Source organism: Brevundimonas sp. (assembly GCF_023259385.1).
Lineage (GTDB): Bacteria > Pseudomonadota > Alphaproteobacteria > Caulobacterales > Caulobacteraceae > Brevundimonas.
The window spans coordinates 1-5,244 of the sequence record NZ_JAHFPF010000239.1; the positions used below are offsets into that span (position 1 = coordinate 1).

4 protein-coding genes and 1 pseudogene are annotated in these 5,244 nt (G+C 72.2%); 4 read left to right on the forward strand and 1 reads right to left on the reverse strand.

Annotated elements, in window-relative coordinates; all coding sequences use genetic code 11:
• The first annotated feature begins 253 nt into the window (after positions 1–253).
• The 4 genes and pseudogenes from Q0C81_RS15440 (at position 254) to Q0C81_RS15455 (ending at position 4,377) form a co-directional block, all read left to right on the forward strand.
• Complete coding sequence (locus Q0C81_RS15440) at positions 254–847, forward strand: AraC family transcriptional regulator (RefSeq protein ID WP_291839888.1); 594 nt, start codon at positions 254–256, stop codon at positions 845–847.
• A gap of 39 nt (positions 848–886) precedes the next feature.
• Complete coding sequence (locus tag Q0C81_RS15445) at positions 887–1,558, forward strand: class I SAM-dependent methyltransferase (RefSeq protein WP_230307678.1); 672 nt, start codon at positions 887–889, stop codon at positions 1,556–1,558.
• A 167-nt stretch (positions 1,559–1,725) separates the two neighbouring features.
• Positions 1,726–3,756: pseudogene (locus Q0C81_RS15450) on the forward strand (NAD(+) synthase); the annotation flags it as partial.
• A 153-nt stretch (positions 3,757–3,909) separates the two neighbouring features.
• On the forward strand, positions 3,910–4,377 hold the full coding sequence (locus tag Q0C81_RS15455; protein ID WP_035307575.1) for a DUF411 domain-containing protein: 468 nt from the start codon (positions 3,910–3,912) through the stop codon (positions 4,375–4,377).
• 446 nt (positions 4,378–4,823) lie between these two features.
• On the opposite strand, the gene Q0C81_RS15460 is transcribed toward Q0C81_RS15455, so the two are convergent.
• The coding region (locus Q0C81_RS15460; protein ID WP_291839891.1) for an HAD-IC family P-type ATPase at positions 4,824–5,244 on the reverse strand (421 nt) is incomplete at its 5' end.

Here is a 5,244-nt window from a genome sequence, read left to right on the forward strand (position 1 = left end):
GGCGCGGGAAGAGCGCCTCGAGGACGACGCCGACGAGCCCGCGCGATCCGACCGCCGCGACGAGCGAGATCGCCGCGGCCGATCCGGGGGCCGGGACCGTGACTGACCCCATCCGGCGTCGTTTCCCGCCTGTGGCGCGCCGGTGAGCCCTGACGGCGCCTGGCGCGGGGGTCTGCAGATCGGCCCGGGCTGGGCGCGGTGGCGCGGCGCGGTCGGCGACAACGCGCTTCACCGGCACCTCGCGGCGCAGGCGGTGTTCGCCGACCGGCCGATCGCCGTCGAGACTGCGGGCGGCCGCGTCCTTCGCGCCACGGCGTTTCTCGTCGATCCGCTCGTGGGCCATCGGCTCGGCGCCGCGGCGCAGGCCGAGATCCTGTTTTTCGAGCCGGGAAGTCTGGGCGTGGAGGCGCGCGCGGCGCTTCGGGCCGTGCTCGTCCGCGCGTCCAGCGCCCACGTGCTGGCGGCCGAGGGCCGTCGGCGGTTCTGGTCGGACCAGGCGGGCGGAGCCGGAGGCGAGCCGGCCGCGCCCGCGGTGTCCTGGATGGCCGGCGTCCTGACGTTCATCGACGCCGCGCTCTCGGAAGGCCCCGTGCGGCTCGATGCGGCTGCGGGCCGCGCGGGTTTGTCGGCCGACCGGTTCCGTCACGTCTTCGCCGAAGCGCAAGGCTTGTCGTTCAAGCGGTTCGTCCTCTGGCGGCGGCTGCAGCTTGCGGCGACACTGCTGGCGGGCGGGGTCGACGTGACCACCGCCGCCCATGAGGCCGGCTTCTCCGACGGCGCGCACCTCGCGCGGACGATGAAGGCGATGTTCGGGGTGCAGCCGCGGCGCCTGGTCCCCTCCGGCTGAGCAGCCGCTTCGTTCAAGCGGCGAGCCCGAATCCAGGCGATGCTCGTCGCCATGAACCAGGACAGAGACTTCGTCCCCGCGCTCGGTCGCCACGAGCTCACCGGCGCCTACGACAGGGTGCTGGCCGTCATGACCCGGGAGCGTCGCTGGCGGTGCGCCCTGCTGTCGGAAGCCGATCCGCAGCCTGGCGAGACAATCCTCGACGTCGGCTGCGGCACCGGGACCTTCGCGATCCAGCTCAAGACGGCGTCGCCGGGATCGCGCCTCATCGGCGTCGATCCCGACAAGGCGGTGCTGGAGATCGCGCGCGACAAGGCTCGCCGGGCCGGGGTCCACGTGGAATGGCGAGCCGGCTACGGGGACGCGCTGACCGCGATCCTGCCGGGCGCGGCCGCGGACAAGGTGGTCTCGAGCCTGGTGCTGCATCAATGCCCGATGCCCGTGAAGCGGGCGATCCTCGCCGCCTGCCTGGGCGCGCTTCGACCCGGCGGCCGGCTGCATATGGCCGACGCCGGCCGCCAGGCGAATCCCTTGATGCGCCTGCTCTTCCGGCAGGTTCAGATGCTGGACGGCTTCGAGCACACCGAGCCCAATGCGCTCGGCGTGCTCCCGGACCTCATGCGCGAAGCCGGCTTCGAGGCCGTGAGCGAGACGCGGCGGATTCCCACCCCGACCGGGTCGATCTCCCTCTACGCGGCCGTGCGGCCGTAGGCCGCCGTCGGGGGCGCCGCGACGCCCTCGACAGCGAGCTCCGCCTGCCCGCGATGACGGCGGGCCCGAGCTCGGGCGGCCGCGGCGCGCGACGGAGGGCGCAACTTGCCGGGCGCCGGGCCGCTCCTGTACCGGTCGACGCCAAAGGAGGCCGAGCGCATGAACTCTATTCCAACCGGGCGCAGGGGTTCGTGCGTGTGGCGGTTTGCACGCCGCGCATCGCCGTGGCCGATCCGGCGGCCAACCTCCTCGAGACCCTGAAACTGGCGCGGGAGGGACACGCCCGCGGCGCCGACCTCATGCTGTTTCCGGAGCTGGGCCTGTCCGCCTATGCGATCGACGACCTCCTGCTCCAGGACGCCCTCCTTCAGGCGGTGAACGCCGCGCTCGCCGAGCTCGTGCAGGCGAGCCGGGACCTGCAGCCGGTGCTGGTGGTGGGAGCGCCCCTCGTCCGCAACGGACGGCTCTACAATTGCGCCGTCGCCCTCGCCCGGGGCCGCGTCCTGGGGGTCGTGCCCAAGAGCTTCCTTCCGAACTATCGGGAGTATTACGAGAACCGCTGGTTCGCCCCCGGCGCCGGCGTGCGCGGCCTGGACATCGCCGTCGCCGGGCAGAGGGCGCCGTTCGGGACCGACCTGATCATCGAGGCCAGCGACGTCCCGGACTTCGTCTTCCACATGGAGCTCTGCGAGGACTTCTGGGCCGCCACCCCGCCCTCGACCCTGGCGGCGCTGGCGGGAGCCACCCTGCTCTGCAACCTGTCGGCGTCCAACATCGTGGTCGGCAAGGCCGACGAGCGCGCGCTGCTCTGCGCCTCGCAGTCGATGCGATGCCAGGCCGCCTACCTCTACGCCGCGGCCGGGCCCGGCGAGAGCACCACCGACCTGGCCTGGGACGGGCAGGCGACCATCCACGAGCTCGGCCGTCTGCTGGCCGCGACCCGCCGCTTCCCGGACGTCGCCCAGATGGCCGTGGCGGACGTGGACGTCGAACGCATGCGCCTCGAGCGGCTGCGGACGCCCACCTTCAACAACGCCGCCGCCGCCGCCGGCCACCCCGAGCACGCTTTCCGGCGGATCGCCTTCGAGCATGCGGCGGAGCACGTCGATATCGGGCTGCTGCGGCCGCACGACCGGTTTCCGTTCGTGCCGGACGATCCGGCCCGGCTGGACCAGGATTGCTATGAAGCCTTCAACATCCAGGTGCAGGGCCTCGCCAAGCGCCTCGACGCGGCGGGCGTCAGGCGCGTCGTGGTCGGCGTCTCCGGCGGCCTCGACTCCACCCACGCCCTGATGGTCGCGGCGAAGGCCTTCGACGCCCTGGGCCGTCCGCGCACGGACATCCTGGGCTTCACCATGCCCGGCTTCGCCACCAGCGAGGGCACCAAGCGCAACGCCTGGGCCCTGATGCGAAGCCTCGGGGTGACGGGCGAAGAGATCGACATCCGGCCCGCGGCGCGGACGATGCTGGAGGCGATCGGCCACCCGTTCGCCCGCGGCGAACCGGTCTACGACGTCACCTTCGAAAACGTCCAGGCCGGGCTGAGGAGCGACTTCCTGTTCCGGCTCGCCAACCAGCGCGAGGGCCTGGTGCTCGGCACAGGCAACCTGTCCGAGTCGGCGCTGGGCTGGCAGACCTACGGCGTCGGCGATCACATGAGCCACTACAACGTCAACGGCTCGGTCCCCAAGACCCTCATCCAGCACCTGATCCGCTGGGTCGCGGCCACCGGGCAGTTGGACGAGGCGGCCTCGGCGACCTTGCTTGGCGTGCTGGGCACGGAGATCTCGCCCGAGCTGGTGCCGCAGGCCGCCGCGGACGCGCTTCAGAGCACGCAGTCCAGGATCGGGCCCTACGAACTGCAGGATTTCAACCTGTTCTACCTGACGCGCTACGGCCTGCGTCCCTCCAAGGTCGCCTTCCTGGCCTGGCACGCTTGGCGGGATCTCGAGGCGGGGGCGTGGCCGGCCCACTTCCCGGCCGCCTCGCGCGCCGCCTATGATCTGCCGACGATCAAGCAATGGCTGGAGGTGTTTGTCACCCGGTTTTTCGACCTTAGCCAGTTCAAGCGCTCCGCCATGCCGAACGGCCCCAAGCTGATTTCGGGCGGCAACCTTTCGCCGCGCGGCGACTGGCGGGCGCCCTCGGACGCGAGCGCCCGGGTCTGGCTGGACGACCTGAAGCGCAATGTCCCATAGTTCGCCCCGCACGACGCCCCGCCGGTTTTCGGGCCAGGGCGGTCTGCTCGCGTCCTGGGGGCGCCAGGCCTGACGGCGGCCCGCGACATCGTCAGCGTCGTCAACGCCCGGCGATCCGGCTAGGATCGTCGCCTCGCTCGCCAGGATGCCGTCATGCCCGCCTCTTCGCCCTCCCCCTCCCGACGCGCCCTTCTGACGGCGCTGCCGGCCCTCGCCTTCGCCGGCCCGGCCCTCGCCGCGCCGCCGAAGCGGATGACCGCCTACAAGACGCCCTGGTGCGGCTGCTGCGGCGGCTGGATCGCGCACATGCGCCAGGCCGGCTGGACCGTCGAGGTCGTCGAGCGCGAGGATCTGGCTCCGATCCGGGCGCAGCACGGCGTTCCGGACCGGCTGGCCTCGTGTCACACGGCGGTGGTCGGCGCCTACGCCATCGAAGGCCACGTCCCCGCCGGCGATGTCGATCGGCTGCTCAGCGAACGCCCCGCCGCCAGGGCCTTGAGCGCGCCCGGCATGCCGGCGGGCTCGCCGGGCATGGAGGCCGCCGGCCGCGAACCCTATACGACGGTGCTGATCCTCAACGACGGCTCGACCCGCGTGTTCGGCCGACACAACGGCACCTGACCGCCGACCCGCGGCCGGAGGGCGTCAGGCGACCGGTTCACGGCCTGTCGGGTTGGCCCGCCCCAGCCGCTTCCGCCGGGTCGTCGCCGCCATCGGCGCCTCGCGAAAAGTCAGCCTGATGCGGGTGACCGCCGTGCTGGGCGCGATACTCGGCCGGGCTGAGACCCCTGCCCGTCATATGGAGCTTCGGCGGCGTCGCGGGAGCGTCCGGATCAGTCTCGCCGCGGGTCCTCGCGGTGTCGGGGCGCTCGCCATCGACATCCGGTTGATCGCCAGTCTGTTCGCCCATGACACCCTGCGCTCCGCTCCGGCGTCGCTTGCCGTGTCGGGATGCAATCCGCGAGCGGAGGCAGGGTTGCGCGGCGCCGGATAATCCCTGACCTTCGCTGGCCAGGGGCTGACCCGGATCCCTCCCGGCGCGGCCCTTCGAGCCCGGCTCTCTCCCGTCAGGCCTGTCGACGCGGCGTCCAGCGCAGCAGGCGCATGGCGTTGGCCGTGACCAGGACCGTGGCTCCGGTGTCGGCGAGGATGGCGGGCCACAGGCCCGTCACTCCGATCACGGTGGTGACCAGGAAGACGGCCTTCAATCCCAAGGCGATGGTTATGTTTTGCCGGATATTGCCCATCACTCCGCGGGACAGAGCGATCATGTCGGGAATGTCCCTGACCCGGCCGCGCAGGACGGCGGCGTCCGCGGTCTCCAGGGCCACGTCGGTGCCGCCGCCCATGGCGATGCCGACATCCGCCTGGGCCAGGGCCGGGGCGTCGTTGATGCCGTCCCCGACCTTGGCGACCACCAGACCCTCGGCCTGGAGCGCCTTGACGATCACCAGCTTGTCCTGCGGCAGCAGTTCGGCCCGGGGCTCG

Bases quoted from the DNA above. Each gene is read 5' to 3' on its own strand.
- Q0C81_RS15445 (WP_230307678.1), top strand. From the start codon at position 887: ATGCTCGTCGCCATGAACCAGGACAGAGACTTCGTCCCCGCGCTCGGT.
- Q0C81_RS15455 (WP_035307575.1), top strand. From the start codon at position 3,910: ATGCCCGCCTCTTCGCCCTCCCCCTCCCGACGCGCCCTTCTGACGGCG.